We start from the raw sequence: 19,708 nt of genomic DNA on the forward strand, positions 1-19,708 counted from the left end.
CCCACGCGCTCGATCACTCTCAGAGAGGAGCCTTGTGCCCGCGCAGTCCAGCCCGCACGCGCTCCGGCCGAACACCCCGCCGTCGACGCCGCTGCAGGCCCTGCTGGAGCTCACCGGCGCCACCACACTCACCCCGGTACCGGCCGAGGTGACCGTCACCGGCATCGAGCAACGATCCAACGCCGTCCGCCCCGGTGACCTGTTCGCCGGCCTGCCCGGCGCCACCTCGCACGGTGCCCGTTTCGCCGCCGACGCCGTCGCGCGCGGCGCGGTCGCGGTGTTCACCGATGCCGCGGGCGCCGAACTGATCGGCGAGGTGGCGGTGCCCGTGCTGGTGCGGGATGACCCGCGTGCCGTGCTGGGCGAGCTGTCCGCCGAGATCTACGGTCACCCCAGCGATCGCCTGCGCATCGTCGGCATCACCGGCACCTCCGGCAAGACCACCACGTCGTACCTGGTGGAGGCGGGTCTGGTCGCGGCGGGCCTGTCGACCGGCCTGATCGGCACCATCGAAACCCGCATCGGCGGGCAGCGGGTGCCGAGCGCGCTCACCACCCCCGAGGCGCCGCAGCTGCACGCGATGTTCGCGGCCATGGTCGAGCAGGGTGTGCAGGCGGTGGTCATGGAGGTGTCGAGCCACGCGCTGGCCCTCGGCCGGGTCGACGGTGTGCGCTTCGCCGTCGGCGCGTTCACCAACCTCTCCCAGGACCACCTCGACTTCCACAAGGACTTCGAGGACTACTTCGCCGCGAAACGCCGCCTGTTCGAACCGGACTCGCCCATCGCCGCGCGCACCTCGGTGATCTGCGTGGACGACGAGTGGGGCCGCCGTCTGGCCGCTGACCTGGTCGACCCGGTCACGGTGTCGACCACCGATGCCGCGAACGATCGGCCGAACCGCGGCAGCGGCGATCACCCGGGTGCTTCCGTGGCCCCTACCGCAGGCCCCGCCTCCGGCGCGATCGATCGGACATCCGGTTCCGCAACCGAGCCCGGCCCAGCCGCCTGGCGAGTTGTCGGCGAGGTGAAGGCCGCCGGTGGTGAACAGGAGTTCACCGCTGTGGGATTCACCGGCGAGCTGACGGTTCGCTTGCGCCTGCCGGGCCGCTACAACGTCGCCAACGCCCTGCTCGCCGTCGCCACCTGCGCGGCCGCCGGGGTCGATCCGGCGATCGCCGCGCCCGCGCTGGCCACCGTCGACGTGCCCGGCCGCATGCAGCGCGTCGAACGCGGACAGGACTTCCTCGCCGTCGTCGACTACGCGCACAAGCCCGCCGCGATCGAATCGGTGGTCGCCACCCTGCGCGCGCACCTCGCCGACGCGGGTCGCGGCAGGCTCGCGGTGGTCGTCGGCGCGGGCGGCGACCGGGACGCGGCCAAGCGCCCGCTCATGGGCGCGGCGGCGGCACGCGGTGCCGATCTGGTGATCGTCACCGACGACAATCCACGCACCGAAGATCCGGCGGCCATCCGCGCCGCCGTGGTCGCCGGTGCGCACGAACTCCCGGCCACCGACCGCGGCGAGATCCGCGAGATCGGTGACCGCGCGGCGGCCATCGCCGCCGCACTCGCCTGGGCGCGTTCCGGCGACGTGGTGCTCATCGCGGGCAAGGGCCACGAGGCGGGTCAGGAGATCCAGGGCGTCAAGCATCCCTTCGACGACCGTGAGGTCCTCGCCGCGGAGCTGGATTCTCTACTGGCACAACACAGTCCGCACACGGACTCGGAGGACTTGACGGTTTCATGATCGAGATGACACTGCGGGAGATCGCGGACGTCGTCGGCGGCGAGCTGCACGACGTACCCGACCCCCAGGCACTGGTGACCGGGTCGGTCGAATTCGATTCGCGCCGAATCGGTCCCGGTGATCTGTTCCTCGCACTACCCGGTGCCAACTCCGACGGACACGACTACGCGGCGAACGCGGTCGAGGCCGGAGCTGTCGCCGTGCTGGCGGCACGCCCGGTCGGCGTGCCCGCCATCGTCGTCGCGCCGGACGCGGGCACCGTGCCCGCCACCTCGGTGGCCCTGAGCCACGACGGCGACGGGTCCGGTGCCGCCGTGCTCGCGGCCCTGGCCGAACTGGCACGCGTGAGCACGGAACGGCTGGCCGAGCGCACCGGTCTCACCGTCGTCGGTGTCACCGGGTCGTCGGGCAAGACCTCGACCAAGGATTTGCTGGCCGCCGTGCTCGCACCGCTGGGTCCCGTTGTCGCTCCGCCCGGTTCGTTCAACAACGAACTCGGCCACCCGTGGACGGCCCTGCGCGCCGACGCCGACACCAAGTTCCTCGCCCTCGAGATGTCGGCGCGCGGCGTCGGCCACATCGCCGCTCTGGCCCGCATCGCGCCGCCGCGCATCGGTGTGGTGCTCAATGTCGGCACCGCCCACCTCGGTGAGTTCGGCAGCCGCGAGGCCATCGCACAGGCCAAGGGTGAACTGGTCGAAGCACTCCCGGCCGAGGGCCTGGCCGTGCTCAACGCCGACGACCCGAACGTCGCCGCCATGGCCTCGCGCACGAAGGCCCGCGTGGTGATGGTCGGCCTGTCCGGCGACGCCGACATCCGTGCCACCGACGTGACCACCGACGACCAGGCCCGCGCCCGCTTCACCCTGCACGCGGGTGGCGAATCGGTGCCGGTGCAGCTGGCCGTGCACGGTGAGCACCAGGTCGGCAACGCGCTCTCGGCCGCCGCCGTCGCCCTGGAATGCGGCGCCGACCTGGCGACCGTCGCCCAGGCGCTGTCCGGGGCGACGGCCGCGTCGGTGCGCCGGATGGACGTGCGGACCACGCCCGACGGCATCACCGTCATCAACGACTCCTACAACGCCAACCCCGACTCGGTGCGGGCCGCGCTCAAGGCGCTGGTCACCCTCGCCAAGTCGGGCCCCGAACCGCGCCGCAGCTGGGCCGTGCTCGGGGAGATGGGCGAACTCGGCGACACCTCGGTCATCGAACACGACGCGATCGGACGGCTCGCCGTGCGCCTCGACGTCGACCGATTGATCGTGGTCGGCACCGGACGACCCTCCCGGGGAATGCACCAGGGAGCGGTGATGGAAGGCTCTTGGGGCGAGGAGTCGATCCTCGTACCCGATATCTCGGCGGCCATCGCGCTGCTCGACGACGAAATCGCCGCCGGCGATGTGGTACTGGTCAAGGCGTCGAAAGCGGTCGGTCTCTGGGCCGTCGCCGAACACCTGACCAGGGCAGGGGAAGGTAGCTCGGAGGCAGCTCGATGAGGCAGATTTTGTTCGCGGCGGGGATCGCGCTCGCGGTGTCGATCCTGTTGACGCCGTTCCTGATCCGGGTCTTCGCCAAACAGGGCTTCGGCCAGGAGATCCGGGTCGACGGCCCGGCCAGCCATCAGGCCAAACGCGGGACCCCGACGATGGGTGGCGTGGCCATCCTGATCGGTATGTGGGCCGGATACCTCGGTTCGCACCTGATCGGCCTCGGCTACGACGCCGAGGGCCCGACGGCCTCGGGCCTGCTCGTACTCGGGCTCACCACCGCACTCGGTGTGGTCGGCTTCCTCGACGACTTCATCAAGCTGCGCAAGCAGCGCAACCTCGGGTTGTCGGCGGCCGGTAAGTACATCGGCCAGATCAGTGCCGCGGTGATCTTCGCGGTGCTGGTGCTGCAGTTCCGGGCCGACAACGGGCTCACCCCCGGCAGCAAGCACATCTCGTACGTGCGTGACTGGTCGACGGTGTCGATGGGCGCGCTGGTGTTCGTGATCATGGTGTGTCTGCTGGTCGTGGCCTGGTCCAACGCGGTCAACCTGACCGACGGTCTCGACGGTCTCGCCGCCGGATCGATGAGCCTGGTGCTCGGCGCCTACGTCATCATCACCTTCTGGCAGTACCGCAACGCCTGCGCCACCAGTCCCGGACCCGGGTGCTACAACGTGCGCGACCCCCTCGACCTCGCGCTGGTCTGCGCGGCGGCCGCCGCCGCCTGCATCGGCTTCCTGTGGTGGAACGCCGCGCCCGCCAAGATCTTCATGGGCGACACCGGATCGCTGGCCCTCGGCGGCATGCTGGCCGGTCTGTCCATCACCACCCGCACCGAGCTGCTGATGGTCGTCATCGGCGCGCTGTTCGTCGCCGAGGCGGCGTCTGTGGTGCTGCAGGTGGCGGTGTACCGCACCACCCGCAACCGATTGTTCAAGATGGCGCCGTTCCACCACCACTTCGAATTGAGCAAGTGGGCGGAGACTACGGTGATCATCCGGTTCTGGATCCTGGCAGGCATCGCGGCCGCCGTGGGTCTCGGACTGTTCTACAGCGAATACCTGTCCCAGGTCGGGTGAGAGCGGAAATGGTAGAACACTCGCCCCGTGCCCTGCGTTCCCCGGGCCCCATGCTCGAATTCCTGCGTGGCCGTGACGTTCTCGTCGCCGGCTGGGGCGTCTCCGGACGCTCCCTGATCGAACCGCTGCGTGATATCGGCGCGCACCCCGTCGTCACCGACGGCGGCGCCAAGGCCCTGGCCGAGGCCGCCGAACTCGGGCTCGAGATCGCCACCACCGTGGAGCTCGAGCACGCCGATCTCACCCGGTTCGCCCTCGTCATCACCAGCCCCGGCTGGCGGCCCGATTCGCCGGTGCTCGTCTCGGCGGTCACCGAGGGCATCCCGGTCTGGGGTGACGTCGAATTCGCCTGGTGGGTCGATCAGGCTCGCATCTACGGCCCGGTCCGCAAGTGGCTGGTGGTCACCGGAACCAACGGCAAGACCACGACCACCCAGATGACGCACTCGATCCTGCGCGCCGCGGGCATCGCCAGCGTGGCCTGCGGCAATATCGGCCTGCCCATCCTCGACGCCCTGCGCCGCAATCCCGGACCACAGGTGCTCGCGGTCGAGTTGTCGTCGTTCCAGCTGCACTGGGCGCCGTCGGTGCGGCCCGAGGCCGGTGTGGTGCTCAATGTCGCCGAGGACCACCTCGACTGGCACGGCGGGCTCGACGCCTACGCCGCCGCGAAGGCGCGTGCCCTCACCGGCCGCATCGGCGTGGTCGGCCTCGACGACCCGGTCGCCGGTGCGCTGGCGCGCAAGTCCAAGGCGCGGCGCACGGTCGGGTTCCGCGTGGGCGTGCCCGCCGACGGCGAACTCGGCGTGGTCGACGGCAAACTCCTCGACCGCGCCTTCACCAAGGCCGCGATCCTCGCCGAGACCTCCGACATCAGCCCGCAGGGGCCGGCGGGCATCGCCGACGCGCTGGCCGCCTCGGCGCTGACCAGGGCCATCGACGTGGCACCGCAGTTCGTGAAAGAGGGCCTGGCCGAACACAAGGTCGGCCCGCACCGCACCGCGTTCGTGCGGGAACTGGGCGGCGTCGATTTCATCGACGACTCCAAGGCGACCAACCCGCACGCCGCGCGCGCATCGATCCTCGCGCACCCGCACGTGGTGTGGGTCGCGGGCGGCCTGCTCAAGGGCGCGACCATCGACGACCTCATCGAGGAGGTCGCCGACCGGCTCGTGGGCGCGGTCCTGTTCGGGGCCGACGCGCCGGTGATCGCCGCCGCATTGGCGCGACACGCGCCCGAAGTCCCGGTCATCGCACTGGACGCGGGAGACGATGCAGACATGGAGTCGTCGAGATCCCAGCGTGCCGAAGCGGTGATGGGCCGCGCCGTGCGCGCCGCGGCGGGCATGGCGCGGGCGGGAGACACCGTGCTGCTGGCACCCGCGGCCGCGTCCCTCGACATGTACGACGACTACACCCACCGCGGACGCTGCTTCGTCGACGCGGTCACGGCACTGGAAGACGGTGACATCGGGCGGGCGCTATGACATCGACGGGCCAGACCACCCCGACAGGGGGGCGCCGGAAACGGATCGCCCCGCAGCCGGGATGGGCGGGGGAGCGTTTCGGCGCATGGCTGGCCCGTCCGCTCGCCTCGTTCCACCTCGTCGTCACCATCGCGACCCTGCTGACGGTGCTCGGCCTGGTGATGGTGCTCTCGGCGTCGAGCGTCGAGGCCTATGCCGGTGGCGGGTCGGCGTATTCGCTGTTCATCCAGCAGGCCATGTTCGCCGGGCTGGGCGCCGTCGCGTTCTACATCGCGTTGCGGTTGCCGCTGCGGGTCCTGCGGCAGTGGTCGTTCCCGGCGTTCAGCATCTCGGTGATCGCGCTGGTGCTCGTGCTCATTCCGGGCATCGGCGCGGTGCACGGTGGCGCGCGACGCTGGTTCGACATCGGGCCCATCTCGATCCAGCCGTCCGAGGTCGTCAAGGTGACCCTGGTGGTGTGGGGCGCGCACCTGCTCGCGTCGCGGCGCGGGGCACACCTCAAGGACATCCTGGTGCCGCTGGTGCCCGCCGGCCTGCTGGTGTGTCTGCTCGTGGTGCTCGAGCCGAACCTGTCGACCACGATCGCGCTCGGCATCGTGCTGATGGCGCTGCTGTGGTTCGGTGGGCTGCCGGTGCGGTTGTTCGTGGGGATCATGGTCAGCGGCTTGGTCGTCGCGTCGGTGCTGGCGCTGTCGGCCGGGTACCGGTCCGACCGGGTGCGCGCGTTCTTCAATCCCGGTGACGATCCCCAGGGCGCCAATTATCAGGCACGCCAGGCCAAGTACTCGCTGGCCGACGGCGGCATCCTCGGTCGCGGGCTCGGGCAGAGCCGCGCCAAGTGGAGCTACCTGCCCAACTCGCACAACGACTTCATCTTCGCCATCATCGGCGAGGAACTCGGCTTCCTCGGCTGCATGGCGGTGCTCGCCCTGCTGGCGATGTTCGTCTACACCGGCATCCGCATCGCGCTGCGCTCGGTCGACCCGTTCCTTCGCCTGCTCACCGCCACCGCGACCACCTGGATCACCGCGCAGGCCCTGATCAATATCGGCTACGTCGTCGGCCTGCTGCCGGTGACCGGTCTGCAGTTGCCGCTGGTGTCGGCCGGTGGTTCGTCGCTGGCGATCACGCTGTTCATGTTCGGCATCATCGCCAGCGCGGCCAGGCACGAGCCCGAGGCGGTCTCGGCGCTCAAAGCGGGCCAGGACGGCAGGCTCAGCAGGCTGTTGCGGCTTCCGGTGCCCGAGGTGTACACCCCGGCGCCGCGCAAGCCCGCGCCGCGCGCGAAAACCGAACGCCCACGTCAGGCCCCACGCCGCCAACCCGATGCCCCGCGCAGACGACGCGCGCCGGAAAGCCGCGGCACCAGTTCGCTACGGTCGACCAGAGCATGGGAACCGACCTATCCGATGCCACACGCTAGAGAACGAGGTAGATCCAAGTGAGTAGCCCGCGATCCGGGTTGTCGGTGATCGTCGCAGGCGGGGGAACCGCAGGCCACATCGAACCCGCGCTGGCGGTGGCCGACGCCTTGCGCAGACTCGACGATTCGATCCGGGTGACAGCACTCGGCACCGAGCGCGGACTCGAGACGAAACTGGTGCCCGACCGTGGGTATCCGCTCGAGCTGATCCCGCCGGTCCCGTTGCCCCGCAAGCCGTCGGCCGACCTGCTTCGCCTGCCCGGACGGGTGTTCTCCTCGGTGCGCGCCACCCGCGCGGTGATCGACCGGGTGCAGGCCGATGTCGTCGTCGGCTTCGGCGGTTACGTCGCCCTGCCCGCCTACCTCGCCGCGCGCGGCATCGGCAGGCAGCGCCGGATTCCGGTCGTCGTGCACGAGGCCAACGCCAAGGCGGGCATCGCCAACAAGGTCGGCGCCAAGCTGGCCACGAAAGTGCTTGCCGCCGTTCCCGACTCCGGCCTGGCCGGGGCCGAGGTCGTCGGCATCCCGGTGCGTGCCGCCATCACCGAACTCGACCGTCCCGCGCTGCGCGCGCAGGCCCGCGAGCACTTCGGCCTGCCCGCCGAGGGCCCTGTTCTGCTGGTGTTCGGCGGCTCACAGGGCGCGCGCAGCCTCAACGAGGCGATCTCCGGCGCCGCACCGCAATTGGCCGCCGCCGGGATCTCGGTGCTGCACGCGCACGGCCCCAAGAACAGCGTCGAGGTGAGTACCGCCGACGCGCCGGCACCGTACGTGGCGGTGCCGTACCTGTCGCGGATGGATCTGGCCTACGCCGCCGCCGACGCGGTGGTCTGCCGCTCCGGCGCCATGACCGTCGCCGAGGTGTCGGCGGTCGGGCTGCCCGCGTTCTACGTGCCCCTGCCGCACGGCAACGGCGAACAGGAGTTCAACGCGCGCCCCGTGGTGGCCGAGGGGGGTGGCAGAATTGTCCCCGACGCCGAGCTGACCCCGAAATTCGTGATGGACGAGGTGATTCCGCTGCTGCTCGACCCCGCCCGACTCGCCGAGATGAGCCGCGCCGCCGCAGGCGCCGGTCACCGCGACGCCGCCGACACGGTGGCACGCATCGTCGCGGGGCTCGCCCGATGAGCGGTGAGCGGCCGGAAGCGGAGCGTGACCAGCCGGGCGGTCCGAGCACGGGCACCGCGGTGAACGCCGCGGGCGAGCCCGTGGGTTCGGCGTTGCCCGCCGAACTCGCGCGGGTGCACATGGTCGGAATCGGCGGTGCCGGCATGTCCGGTATCGCACGAATCCTGTTGGCGCGTGGCGGTGCGGTGTCGGGATCCGACGCCAGGGAGAGCCGTGGCGTGCTGTCGCTGCGGGCCCGCGGCGCGCAGGTGCGCATCGGGCACGACGCCGACGCGCTCGACCTGCTGCCCGGCGGCCCGACCGTCGTCGTCACCACCTACGCCGCCATCCCGAAGACCAACCCCGAACTGGTCGAAGCCAATCGGCGCAGCATTCCCGTGCTGATGCGTCCCACCGTGCTCGCCGCCCTGATGCGCGGGCACAAGACCCTGCTCGTCTCGGGCACCCACGGCAAGACCTCGACCACCTCGATGCTGATCGTGTCGCTGCAGCACTGCGGCGCCGACCCCTCGTTCGCGGTCGGTGGCGAACTCAACGAGGCGGGCACCAACGCACACCACGGCAGCGGTGACATCTTCGTCGCCGAGGCCGACGAATCCGACGGTTCGCTGCTGCAATACGACCCCGACGTCGCCGTGGTCACCAATATCGAATCCGACCACCTCGACTACTTCGGCACCGACGAGGCCTACATCCAGGTCTTCGACGACTTCGCCGACCGGCTCGCCCCCGGCGGACTGCTGGTGGTCTGCCTCGACGATCCCGGCTCGCTCGCCCTGGCCGAACGGGTCGCGCCCCGGCTCACCGAACGCGGTGTGCAGGTGCTCGGCTACGGCTCCGGCGACCTGACGAACGCGCCCGTGCCCGTCGGTGCCCGGCTGCTCGACTGGCAGCCGCGCGATGTCGGCGGCATCGTCGAATTCCAGCTGGGCGGCGAGACGACGCCGCGCACGGTCCGCCTGTCGGTGCCCGGCAGGCACATGGCCCTCAATGCGCTCGCCGCGCTGCTCGCGGCCCGGGCGACCGGTGCCGACATCGACGAGATCGTGCAGGGCCTGGAGGGTTTCGGTGGCGTGCACCGCCGGTTCCAGTTCACCGGTCGCGAGAACGGCGTGCGCGTCTTCGACGACTACGCCCACCATCCCACCGAGGTGCGGGCCGTGCTCGAGGCCGCCGCGCAGCTCGTCGCGCAGGAGGCGCGCGACGGGGCGCGCATCGAACGCGGCCGGGTGATCGTGGTCTTCCAGCCGCATCTCTACAGCCGCACCGCCACTTTCGCGGCCGAGTTCGGCACCGCGCTGAGCTTGGCCGACGAGGTGGTCGTGCTCGACGTCTACGGCGCGCGCGAGGAACCGCTGCCCGGCGTGAACGGTGCGCTGGTGGCCCAGTCGGTGACCAAACCCGTGCACTATCAGCCCGATATGTCGAAGGTCGGCCGTCAGGTCGCGGCGCTCGCGCAGCCCGGTGATGTCGTGATCACCATGGGTGCGGGCGATGTCACCATGCTCGGCAACCAGATCCTCGACGGCTTGCGGGCCCGTCCGCAGCAGGGCGGCCGGTGAGGTTGCCGATGCCCGCGGCGCGCGGGTGGCACGGCTACCGGCTCTGGACGGCGGTCGGGCTGGTCGTCGTCACCGTGCTCGCGGTGCTCGCGTGGTTCACCCCGGCATTGTCGGTACGGACCGTGCGGATCGACGGCCTGACGGCCGTGCCCGAGGAACAGGTGCGCGAGCGGCTCGAAATCCCGGACGGGCGTTCGATGTTACGCATCGACACCACCGAGATCGCCCGCCGCGTGGCCGCGATTCCCACGGTGCGCTCGGTCCGGGTGCAGCGGAAGTTCCCGTCGACGGTGCTGGTGACGGTCGTGGAGCGAACTCCGGTGGTGTACATCGACGCTCCCGACGGCGCCCACCTGATCGACGCCGAGAGTGTGGAATTCGCGATCGAGCCGGCACCGCCGATCGGTGTGCCGAAATTGGTCACCGAGGGCTCGATGCCGGGACCGGATGCGGCCCGCGCCGCCGTCGCCGTGCTGGTCACGTTGCCGCCCGCGCTGTCGGTGCAGGTGGGTGAGGTTGTCGCACGGTCGGTTTCGGATGTCTCGCTCAACCTGCGCGACGGAAGAAAGGTAGTGTGGGGCGGCACGGGCGACGGGGAGCGCAAAGCTGCCGTCGTAATGCCGCTGCTCACCCGGGAAGGCACCGTGTTCGACGTTTCGAGTCCGAATCTGGTCACGGTAAAGTGAGCGAAACTTCGGCGCGCCTGCGCCGGGATCGCGGTGGCTGCGAATAGCGTTCCGCAGCAGTCGGATACTTGACATAACGCCAACCCTATGGTTGAGGTTGAGGGTTTTAGATCGAAGGAAGGCGAGAGCCCATGACGCCCCCGCACAACTACCTTGCCGTGATCAAGGTCGTCGGTATCGGCGGCGGCGGCGTGAACGCCGTCAACCGGATGATCGAACAGGGACTCAAGGGAGTCGAGTTCATCGCGGTCAATACCGACGCACAGGCCCTGCTGATGAGCGACGCCGATGTGAAGCTCGATGTCGGTCGTGAACTCACCCGAGGACTTGGCGCCGGAGCCGATCCGGAAGTCGGTCGCAAAGCGGCCGAAGACCACAAGGACGAGATCGAAGAGGTGCTCAAGGGCGCCGACATGGTCTTCGTCACCGCGGGCGAAGGCGGTGGTACCGGAACCGGTGGCGCCCCTGTCGTCGCCAGCATCGCCCGCAAGCTGGGCGCGCTGACCATAGGTGTCGTGACCCGGCCGTTCTCCTTCGAGGGAAAACGGCGTGGGAACCAGGCCGAAGTGGGCATCAACCTGCTTCGCGAGTCGTGCGACACCCTCATCGTCATTCCGAACGACCGGCTGCTGCAGCTGGGCGACGCGGCGGTGAGTCTGATGGATGCCTTCCGGTCGGCAGACGAAGTGCTGCTCAACGGTGTTCAAGGTATTACCGACCTGATCACCACCCCCGGCCTGATCAACGTCGACTTCGCCGACGTCAAGAGCGTGATGTCGGGTGCCGGTTCGGCCCTCATGGGCATCGGTTCGGCGCGCGGTGAGGGCCGCTCGGTGAAAGCCGCCGAGACGGCGATCAACTCGCCGCTGCTCGAGGCATCGATGGACGGTGCGCACGGCGTGCTGCTCTCGATCGCGGGTGGTTCCGATCTCGGTCTGTTCGAGATCAACGAGGCCGCCTCGCTGGTGCAGGAGGCCGCCCACATCGAGGCCAACATCATCTTCGGTACGGTCATCGACGATTCGCTCGGCGACGAAGTGCGCGTCACCGTGATCGCCGCCGGCTTCGACGGCGGCGGCCCCTCGCGGCGCGCGGTCGAGAACACCATGCAGACCGGCCGGTCCTCGTCGAACCCGATCGGCTCCGGTCGTGCGGGCGAGGTCGGGCAGAGCCGAAGCACGGAGGCACCGGCCCGGCCCACCGAGCCCGCCACCGCGGGCATGTCGAGCGGACGGGCGGCGGCGCCCAACTACCGCGACACCGAGCGGTACCGGGAGTCGGAGCGGCAGCGGGTCACCGAGCAGGCGCTCAACCGCGTCAACAACCCCGAACCGCGCGACGACGGCGACGATGACGACGACATCGAGGTGCCGATCTTCATGCGCCGCTAGGCACGGACAACAGCGCCCGAACTCCCCGGTGAGTTCGGGCGCTTTCGCGTCTCCGGCTCAGCCCCGGGGCCGCCGCGGCCAGCGGCCGGGTTGACCGATGTCACCCCGCACGCGCACCGATCGACCCGCCGACCGCACTACCCTCGAACCATGACTTCCGCACCCCCCACCGTGACCGTTCGCCGGGTGACCACCACCCGCGCCGGTGGCTTCTCCGTCGCCCCGTACGACTCGTTCAACCTGGGCGATCACGTCGGCGACGATCCGGAGGCCGTGCGCCGCAACAGGATCCGCCTGGCCGAGGGCATCGGGCTCACCCCGGACCGGCTGGTGTGGATGGAGCAGGTACACGGCCGCAATGTCGAGATCGTCGACGGTCCGCGCGCCGAACCGGTCCCGGTGACCGACGCGCTCGTCACCACCGTGCCCGGCCTCGCCCTGGTCGTCCTCACCGCCGACTGCGTGCCGATCCTGCTGTCCGACGACGAGGCAGGGGTGATCGCGGCAGTGCACGCGGGCCGCATCGGCGCCCGGATCGGCATCGTGCCACGGGTACTCGAGGCGATGGTCTCGGTCGGCGCCCGGGTGGAGCGCATCGGCGCGTTCCTCGGGCCCGCCGCATCGGGTCGTCAGTACGAGGTGCCCGCCGCCATGCGCGCCGACGTGGAGGCCCATCTGCCCGGTAGCGCAACCACCACGGTCCGCAAGACGCCGGGCCTGGATCTGCGCGCGGGCATCAGCAGGCAGCTCACCGAGGCGGGCGTCGGCGGCATCGCCCTCGACCCGCGCTGCACGATCGAGGACAAAACCCTGTTCAGCCACCGCCGCGGCGCCCCGACCGGCCGCATCGCCGGTGTGATCTGGATGGACCCGACGGCATGAGCCCACAGCACACCGCCCGGCGAGGGGAGGCCGCATGACCCAGGAGACCTCGACCGGCACCGATCGCGCGAGCGAACTCTCGACCCGCCTGGACGGGCTGCTCGCGCGGCTCGACGCCGCCGTGGCCGCGGCGGGCCGCCCCGCGGGCTCCGTCCGACTGCTGCCGGTGACCAAATTCTTCCCGGCCGCCGATGTCGACATCCTCTATCGCCTCGGCAGGCGCGAGTTCGGCGAGTCGCGTGAGCAGGAGGCCTCGGCCAAGGTCGCCGAACTGGCCTACGACGACGTCGAGTGGCACATGATCGGCCGCTTGCAGCGCAACAAGGCACGCGCCGTGGCCCGATGGGCACACACCGTGCACTCGGTCGACAGCGAACGGCTGGCAAACGCACTGGACCGGGCGGTGACCGACGCACAGGCAGCCGGCGAGCGTACCGCGCCCCTGCGTGTGCTGCTGCAGGTGAGCCTGGACGCCGACCCCGGACGCGGGGGTGTCCAACCGGCCGATCTGCCCGCCCTGGCCGACCTGGTAGCGAAGGCCCCCGGACTGCATCTGGCCGGTCTGATGGCGATTCCACCCCTTGACGCCGACATTCATGCGTCCTTTGCGAAGCTTGCGACTTTGCACACTTCGCTGCTCTCGCAACACGCCGATGCCACCGAACTTTCTGCAGGTATGTCGGGTGATTTGGAGATCGCGGTCGAACACGGTTCGACGTGTGTGCGTGTCGGTACCGCCTTGATGGGCGCCCGACCGATAACCTCGGCGTAGCAAAGAAACCTCATCAGTCACATTCGACACATACGATTGGCCGACGAGGCGCTGAGCAAGAACTTCAACACCCGGCCGCCACCGGGGCCGAAGGAAGGTCGTCCAGGATGAGCACGCTGCACAAGTTCAAGGCGTACTTCGGCATGGTTCCGCTCGATGAGTACGAAGACGACTACGTCGACGATCACGCCTCGCGCGGCCCCGAGGAGCGCGCCGGCCGTACTCGCCCGCGCAGCTACGACCGCTACGCCGAAGATCGTTACGGCTCCGAACGTTTCGGCGACGAAGCCGACGACTTCCCCCAGCCTGCCTACAAGCCGGCTTATCAGGCGCGTCGCGACGACTACGTCGACGACGCCTACGCCGAGGATCGCTACGATCCGCCGCGGCGCCCGACCAGGATCGAGACGGCGCCCTCGTCGGGCCGTGCGTTCCGGGCGGGCGGGGTCGCGCCGGGGATGCGCGGCTCGACCCGTGGCGCGCTCGCGGTCGATCCCGACGCCGAGGAGCGCAGGTTGGAGGAGCGCTTGCGCCCCGAGCCCGCGCCCGTGCGGCGGCCCGGGATCTTCGAGGACGGAGGTCCCTTGTCCAAGATCACCACGCTGCGTCCGCGCGATTACAGCGAGGCCAGGATCATCGGTGAGCGTTTCCGCGAAGGAAACCCGGTCATCATGGACCTGGTCGACCTGAGCAACGCCGATGCCAAGCGGCTGGTCGATTTCGCGGCCGGGCTCGCGTTCGCGCTGCGTGGCTCGTTCGACAAGGTGGCCACGAAGGTGTTCCTGCTCTCACCGGCCGATGTCGACGTATCGGCCGAAGAGCGTCGTCGGATCGCCGAAAACGGCTTCTACAACCAGAAATAGTGACAATTCACGAACTGCCATGATGGCCGCCCGCGCACTGCGCGGCGCGGCCATTTTGCACGTCGCCGATTTTGCGGCAGAGTGAACCCGTGGCCCTGTTCGCGGTTCTGTACCTCGTGCTTTTCATCTTCTGGCTGTTGTTGATCAGCCGGGTGATCGTGGAGTTCATCCGCAGTTTCGCGCGTGACTGGCGCCCGAGGGGCGTGGTGGTGATCGTGTTGGAGTTCATCTTCACCGTCACCGACCCGCCGGTGAAACTGTTGAGACGCTTGATACCTCCCGTGAATCTGGGCGGTATTCGGCTCGATCTGTCGATTATGGTTCTGCTCTTCGTCGTGTTCATCCTGATGTCCATCGTGGGTAGGCTCGGGCAGCCCGTGACCTCCGTGTGACACAATGAGTCGAGAAGACCGCTTGCTAGTTCTCCAAAGACCGCGTGAAGGGATCCTTCGATGCCGCTGACTCCCGCCGATGTGCACAACGTCGCGTTCAGCAAACCGCCGATCGGTAAGCGCGGCTACAACGAGGACGAGGTCGATGCCTTCCTGGATCTCGTCGAGCAGGAGCTTTCGCGCCTGATCGAGGAGAACGCCGACCTGCGTCAGCGGGTCGCCGAGCTCGACACCGAGCTAGCCGACGCGAAGAAGAATCGTGGGTCGGCCCCGGTCGCCGCCGTGAAGGCCCCGGTCCAACAGGCACCGCCGCCCGCACCGGAACCTATTCCGGCGCCGGTCCCGGCGGCGCCGCCCGCGCCGATGCCGGTGGCCGCGCCCGTCCGCGACAACTCGGGCCCCGACGCCAACATGCAGGCCGCGAAGGTCCTCACCCTGGCGCAGGAGATGGCGGATCGCCTCACCACCGACGCCAAGACCGAGGCCGAGAGCCTGCTGTCGAACGCGCGGGCAAACTCCGAGCGTCTGGTGGGCGACGCCCGCACCCGCTCCGAGGCGATGATCGCCGACGCGCGGCAGAAGTCCGACGCGATGCTCGCCGACGCGCAGAACCGCTCCGAGACCCAGATCCGCCAGGCCAAGGACAAGGCCGAGGCCCTCACCGCCGACGCCGAGCGTCAGCACGCCGAGATCATGGCGACCATCACCCAGCAGCGCACGGTGCTGGAAAGCCGGATCGAGCAGCTCAAGACCTTCGAGCGCGAGTACCGCGTGCGCCTGAAGTCCTACCTGGAGTCGCAGCTCGAGGAACTGGAGAACCGTGGCTCGGCCGTTCCGGTCGACGGCGGCGAGTTCGCGGGTGACACCAACGGATCGTCCAACAGTTTGGCTCCGGCCTCCTCCTTCGCCAAGGGCGCCAAGTAAACTGGAACCCGGGTCGCGCGGCGCAGCGCGTCGCGTGATTCGCCGAACGCACAGTTCGTCGGGCTGCTCGGTTGCTTGGGAGTCAGCATGCTCGTCTTGACGCTCGTTCTGGCCGCGATCGGATTCGCACTGCTCGTGGCGGCACTCGCCACCGGTTCGGTGGCGTGGGCGTGGGGCTGCATCCTGATCTGCGTCATCGGCGCCGGCACCCTCCTGGTGAGCGCGCTCGCCGGTGGGCGACCCGAGAACGACCCGGTCCCGCCGGGACGGCATGCCCGCAGGGACTGACCGCGCGGAAATGGGCTGGACGAGCCCGGTTAGAATCGATTGACACACGGCGTTGATCCGGCCATCACCGGGGAGTCTTCGGAAGAACGGCGCACTCGCGCTCAGTAGAACCGAACGGGTGAGCCCGTCACAGCTCGCAACGAGAGGCTCGCGTGCTTTCCCGGCGCGGGCAAACGGGGTGGTACCGCGGTTTCGGCGCACCTGCGCCGGCATCGTCCCCGTGCCACGGATCCGCGCCGGCGGCGCGGCGGCACGAGGAGCATTCCGCAATGGCGGACGAGACAACCACCGGTGGCGCGTACCCCCGGGTCGATTTCGGTGCCGGTTCCGGCGCGACGTTCCCGGAACTCGAAACCACGGTGCTCGACTACTGGGCCCGCGACGACACCTTCCGCGCCAGCATCGACAACCGTGACGGGAATCCCGAGTTCGTCTTCTACGACGGCCCGCCCTTCGCCAACGGCCTGCCCCACTACGGCCACCTGCTCACCGGCTACGTCAAGGACCTGATCCCGCGCTTCCAGACGATGCGCGGCAAGAAGGTCGACCGGCGCTTCGGCTGGGACACCCACGGTCTGCCCGCCGAGATCGAGGCCGAGAAGCAGCTCGGCATCACCGACAAGTCGCAGATCGATGCGATGGGGCTGGCCGAGTTCAACGCCGCCTGTAAGTCCTCGGTGCTGCGCTACACCAACGAGTGGCGCGAGTACGTCACCCGCCAGGCGCGCTGGGTCGACTTCGACAACGACTACAAGACCCTCGATCTCGACTTCATGGAGTCGGTGATGTGGGCGTTCAAGTCGCTCTACGACAAGGGGCTCATCTACCAGGGCTTCCGGGTGCTGCCCTACAGCTGGTACGAGCAGACGCCGCTGTCGAACCAGGAGACCCGCCTCGACGACGCGTACAAGATGCGCCAGGACCCGGCGGTCACCGTCGACATGGTGCTGTCGGTCCCCGCCGAGCACCCCCTGGCCGCGCTCGACGGTGCCAACGCGCTGATCTGGACGACCACCCCGTGGACCCTGCCGTCCAACCTCGCGATCGCCGTGCACCCCGACGTGCGCTACGTGCATCTGCAGGCCGCCGACGGCAAGCGTTATCTGCTTGCCGCCGAACGGGTTTCGCACTACGCCCGCGAATTCGGCGAGGAACCCGCTGTGCTCGGCGAGTACGACGGTGCCGCCCTGGCCGGGCTGTCCTACCAGCCGCCGTTCGACTTCTTCCTCGGACATCCGAACGCGCACCGGGTACTCACCGCCGACTACGTGACCACCGACTCCGGCACCGGAATCGTCCACCTCGCACCGGCTTTCGGTGAGGAGGACATGGACGTTGCCTCGGCCAACGGCATCGAGATCGTGCAGCCGCTCGACCCGGCCGGCAAGTTCACCTCGATGGTGCCGCCGTACGAGGGCCTGATGGTCTTCGACGCCAACCCGGTCATCATCAAGGACCTCAAGACCGCCGGAAAACTGCTGCGCCACGAGACGATCGAGCACTCCTACCCGCACAGCTGGCGTTCGGGGCAGCCGCTGATCTACATGGCGGTGCCGTCCTGGTTCGTCGCGGTCACCAAGTTCCGCGACCGGATGGTCGAGCTGAACAAGCACATCACCTGGGTGCCCGAACACATCCGCGACGGACAGTTCGGCAAGTGGCTCGAGGGCGCGCGCGACTGGAACATCAGCCGTAATCGCTACTGGGGCAGCCCGATCCCGGTGTGGGTGTCCGACGACCCGGCCCACCCGCGCGTGGACGTCTACGGTTCGCTCGACGAACTCGAGCGCGACTTCGGCGTGCGCCTGGAAGACCTGCACCGTCCCGGCATCGACGATCTCACCCGGCCCAACCCCGACGACCCGACCGGGAAGTCGACCATGCGCCGGGTTCCCGAGGTGCTCGACTGCTGGTTCGAGTCGGGTTCGATGCCGTTCGCCCAGGTGCACTACCCGTTCGAGAACAAGGAGTGGTTCGACAGCCACTTCCCCGGCGACTTCATCGTCGAGTACAACGGGCAGACCCGTGGCTGGTTCTACACCCTGCACGTACTCGCGACTGCGCTCTTCGACTCGCCCGCGTTCAAAACCGTTGCCGCGCACGGCATCGTGCTCGGTGACGACGGCTTGAAGATGTCGAAGTCGAAGGGCAACTACCCCGACGTCAACGAGGTCTTCGACCGCGACGGTTCCGACGCGATGCGCTGGTTCCTGATGAGCTCGCCGATCCTGCGCGGCGGCAACCTCATCGTCACCGAGCGCGGCATCCGCGAAGGCGTCAGCCACGCGCTGCGCCCGCTGTGGAACGCGTGGACCTTCCTGCAGCTCTACGCCTCGAAGCCCGGTGTGTGGCGCACGGACTCACCGAACGTGCTCGACCGCTACATCCTGGCCAAGCTCGCGGTGACCCGCGACGTGATGACCGAGGCGCTCGAGACCTACGACATCGCCGGTGCCTGCGACGAACTGCGCTCGTTCGCCGACGCGCTCACCAATTGGTATGTGCGCCGGTCACGTTCGCGCTTCTGGTCCGAGGACCGCGACGCGGTGGACACCCTGCACACCGTGCTCGAGGTGGCCACCCGGCTGGCCGCGCCGCTGCTGCCATTGATCAGCGAGGTGATCTGGCGTGGGCTCACCGGCGAACGCTCGGTGCACCTGGCCGACTGGCCCGCCGAATCCGAACTGCCGCACGATCCGGAGCTGGTCGCGGCCATGGACGAGGTGCGCACCGTGTGTTCCACGGTGCTGAGCCTGCGCAAGGCCAAGAACCTGCGGGTGCGGTTGCCGCTGGCCGAGGTGACCATCGCGGCGGCCGACGCCGAACGACTCGCCCCGTTCACCGCGCTGATCGCCGACGAGGTCAACGTCAAGAAGGTCGACCTGACCACCGATGTCGCCGCGCACGGCCGTTTCGAGTTGGCCGTCAACGCGCGCGCGGCCGGTCCGCGCCTGGGCAAGCAGGTGCAGACGGTGATCAAGGCCGTGAAGGCGGGGGAGTGGTCGGAATCGGCCGACGGTGTCGTCACCGCCGCCGGGATCATGCTGCTGCCCGAGGAATACACCCAGCGCCTGGTCGCCGCCGAACCCGAATCCACCGCCGCCCTGCCCGGCAATGCCGGTCTGGTTGTGCTGAATTCGGTGGTCACCGAGGAGCTGGAAGCCGAGGGCTGGGCCCGCGACCTCATCCGCGACCTGCAGGAGACCCGTAAGTCGCAGGGTCTCGACGTGTCGGACCGCATCAGCGTGGTGCTCGAAGTGCCCGCCGAGCGGGCCGAGTGGGCCGAAACCCACCGCGACCTGATCGCCGGTGAAATCCTCGCGACCACACTCACATTCGGTGCGGTCGACGCGGACGCCCCGGAAATCACCGGTGGTGTGAAGGTGGCCCTCAGCAAGGCCTGAATCACCCGTCCGGGGTCGGCCTCGCCCGGCCCCGGACACATTTTCCGGCCGAAAATCGCAGGCTGACGGGGCAGTTCGCGGGAAGGTTGCTGAAATGGCGACTTTCTCGGGCCACTTCGGGCACAATGGGTCGAGTTGCTGCACATGCGCATGGAACACGCTGAGGTGACAGCGACGGTTCGTGATGAGT

The 19,708-nt window shown here is 69.2% G+C and carries 16 protein-coding genes; all 16 read left to right on the forward strand.

All coding sequences use genetic code 11. The annotated features are described in order from the left end of the window. Positions 1–34: 34 nt before the first annotated feature. The 16 genes from ACWEVR_RS23015 to ileS all read left to right on the forward strand — a co-directional run bounded on the left by ACWEVR_RS23015 (position 35) and on the right by ileS (position 19,518). Positions 35–1,747 carry a UDP-N-acetylmuramoyl-L-alanyl-D-glutamate--2,6-diaminopimelate ligase gene (locus tag ACWEVR_RS23015; protein WP_452468663.1) on the forward strand — a complete coding sequence of 571 codons (1,713 nt, stop codon included), beginning with the start codon at positions 35–37 and terminating at the stop codon, positions 1,745–1,747. Then, positions 1,744–3,243: a UDP-N-acetylmuramoyl-tripeptide--D-alanyl-D-alanine ligase gene (locus ACWEVR_RS23020; RefSeq protein ID WP_452468664.1), complete on the forward strand. Its 1,500-nt coding sequence runs from the start codon at positions 1,744–1,746 to the stop codon at positions 3,241–3,243. Before ACWEVR_RS23015 ends, ACWEVR_RS23020 begins: the two co-directional genes overlap by 4 nt. After that, a complete protein-coding gene (mraY, locus tag ACWEVR_RS23025) occupies positions 3,240–4,316 on the forward strand; it encodes a phospho-N-acetylmuramoyl-pentapeptide-transferase (protein WP_067497468.1) in 1,077 nt (358 codons plus the stop codon). Before ACWEVR_RS23020 ends, mraY begins: the two co-directional genes overlap by 4 nt. A 50-nt stretch (positions 4,317–4,366) precedes the next feature. Next, on the forward strand, positions 4,367–5,803 hold the full coding sequence (gene murD / locus ACWEVR_RS23030; protein WP_067642884.1) for a UDP-N-acetylmuramoyl-L-alanine--D-glutamate ligase: 1,437 nt from the start codon (positions 4,367–4,369) through the stop codon (positions 5,801–5,803). Then, on the forward strand, positions 5,800–7,248 hold the full coding sequence (ftsW, locus tag ACWEVR_RS23035; protein WP_357152259.1) for a putative lipid II flippase FtsW: 1,449 nt from the start codon (positions 5,800–5,802) through the stop codon (positions 7,246–7,248). Before murD ends, ftsW begins: the two co-directional genes overlap by 4 nt. Continuing rightward, positions 7,245–8,354, forward strand: coding sequence for an undecaprenyldiphospho-muramoylpentapeptide beta-N-acetylglucosaminyltransferase (gene murG / locus ACWEVR_RS23040; RefSeq protein ID WP_452468665.1), 1,110 nt, complete (start codon positions 7,245–7,247; stop codon positions 8,352–8,354). The genes ftsW and murG overlap by 4 nt, the downstream gene beginning before the upstream one ends. Before the next feature lie 119 nt (positions 8,355–8,473). Then, on the forward strand, positions 8,474–9,916 hold the full coding sequence (gene murC, locus ACWEVR_RS23045; RefSeq protein WP_452468689.1) for a UDP-N-acetylmuramate--L-alanine ligase: 1,443 nt from the start codon (positions 8,474–8,476) through the stop codon (positions 9,914–9,916). A gap of 8 nt (positions 9,917–9,924) precedes the next feature. Then, the gene (locus ACWEVR_RS23050; protein ID WP_067643264.1) at positions 9,925–10,602 is read left to right on the forward strand and encodes a cell division protein FtsQ/DivIB; all 678 of its coding nucleotides are present in this window, start codon (positions 9,925–9,927) and stop codon (positions 10,600–10,602) included. 131 nt (positions 10,603–10,733) lie between these two features. After that, positions 10,734–11,993, forward strand: a complete 1,260-nt coding sequence (ftsZ, locus tag ACWEVR_RS23055; RefSeq protein ID WP_067497477.1) for a cell division protein FtsZ — start codon at positions 10,734–10,736, stop codon at positions 11,991–11,993. A gap of 150 nt (positions 11,994–12,143) precedes the next feature. After that, a complete protein-coding gene (pgeF, locus tag ACWEVR_RS23060; RefSeq protein WP_067642878.1) occupies positions 12,144–12,875 on the forward strand; it encodes a peptidoglycan editing factor PgeF in 732 nt (243 codons plus the stop codon). Between the two features lie 34 nt (positions 12,876–12,909). After that, positions 12,910–13,647 carry a YggS family pyridoxal phosphate-dependent enzyme gene (locus tag ACWEVR_RS23065; protein WP_452468666.1) on the forward strand — a complete coding sequence of 246 codons (738 nt, stop codon included), beginning with the start codon at positions 12,910–12,912 and terminating at the stop codon, positions 13,645–13,647. 107 nt (positions 13,648–13,754) lie between these two features. Further along, positions 13,755–14,510 carry a cell division protein SepF gene (locus ACWEVR_RS23070; RefSeq protein WP_067642872.1) on the forward strand — a complete coding sequence of 252 codons (756 nt, stop codon included), beginning with the start codon at positions 13,755–13,757 and terminating at the stop codon, positions 14,508–14,510. A gap of 89 nt (positions 14,511–14,599) precedes the next feature. Further along, a complete protein-coding gene (locus tag ACWEVR_RS23075) occupies positions 14,600–14,902 on the forward strand; it encodes a YggT family protein (RefSeq protein WP_067642869.1) in 303 nt (100 codons plus the stop codon). A gap of 60 nt (positions 14,903–14,962) precedes the next feature. Next, a complete protein-coding gene (wag31, locus tag ACWEVR_RS23080; protein WP_181699249.1) occupies positions 14,963–15,826 on the forward strand; it encodes a DivIVA-like cell division protein Wag31 in 864 nt (287 codons plus the stop codon). An 87-nt stretch (positions 15,827–15,913) separates the two neighbouring features. Next, complete coding sequence (locus ACWEVR_RS23085; RefSeq protein ID WP_452468667.1) at positions 15,914–16,114, forward strand: hypothetical protein; 201 nt, start codon at positions 15,914–15,916, stop codon at positions 16,112–16,114. 269 nt (positions 16,115–16,383) lie between these two features. Then, positions 16,384–19,518 (forward strand): isoleucine--tRNA ligase, encoded by a 3,135-nt coding sequence (gene ileS / locus ACWEVR_RS23090; RefSeq protein ID WP_452468668.1) that lies wholly within the window; start codon positions 16,384–16,386, stop codon positions 19,516–19,518. Positions 19,519–19,708 lie beyond the last annotated feature (190 nt).

It is taken from the genome of Nocardia sp. NPDC003979 (assembly GCF_053605015.1).